This is a genomic window from Bradyrhizobium sp. LeoB3, from assembly GCF_055456055.1.
The window spans coordinates 1-826 of record NZ_JBVBEF010000328.1; the positions used below are offsets into that span (position 1 = coordinate 1).

General features: G+C 65.5%; 1 protein-coding gene. It reads left to right on the forward strand.

From position 1 onward, the window contains the following. On the forward strand, nt 1-826 hold an 826-nt coding region (locus ACZXDY_RS46160), incomplete at both ends, for an IS256 family transposase (protein ID WP_464350049.1).

The following is an 826-nucleotide window of genomic DNA, read 5'->3' on the forward strand; positions in this document are numbered from 1 at the left end:
CACGCCAGCTTCTTGCGCGGGCGATCGAGGCGGAGGTCGCCGACTTTCTGAGCGATCATGCCGATTTGAAGCTGCCGGATGGGCGTGACCGGCTTGTCCGGCATGGCTTTGGCCCGTCTCGTTCGATCCAGACAGGGATTGGTCCTGTCGAGGTCCGGCGAGCCAAGGTACGCGACCGGGGTTTGGAGGCCTCGGGCGAGGATCGCATCACGTTCACGTCGGCGATCCTGCCAAGATGGGCACGGCGGACGAAGAGCCTGGATGCCCTGCTGCCGGTTCTGTACCTGCGCGGCATCTCGAGCGGCGATTTCCAGGAGGCGCTTGGCGCCTTGCTCGGCAAGGATGCCCCGAACCTGTCGCCGTCGGTGGTCGGACGGCTGAAGGAGGAGTGGCAGGTCGACTATGATCGCTGGCAACGGCGCGACCTGTCGGCCCGGCGCTACGTCTACATCTGGGCCGACGGTGTCTATCTTCAGGCGCGCATGGAGGAGGATGCCGCCTGCATGCTGGTCGTCATCGGTGCGACGCCGGAAGGCAGGAAGGAACTGGTCGGCTTTCAGGTCGGCGTACGGGAGAGCGCGCAGAGCTGGCGCGAACTGCTCGTCGATCTGAAAGCGCGCGGGCTGTCCATCGCGCCGCGGATCGCTGTCGGCGACGGTGCGCTCGGCTTCTGGAAGGCCCTGGAAGAACTCTTTCCTTCCACCCGTCATCAGCGCTGCTGGCAGCACAAGGTCCTGAACGTGCTCAATAAGGTGCCGAAGTCGGTGCAGCCGAACATGAAGGCCGATCTCCGCGAGATCCGCGATGCGCCGGATCGGGCGAGCGC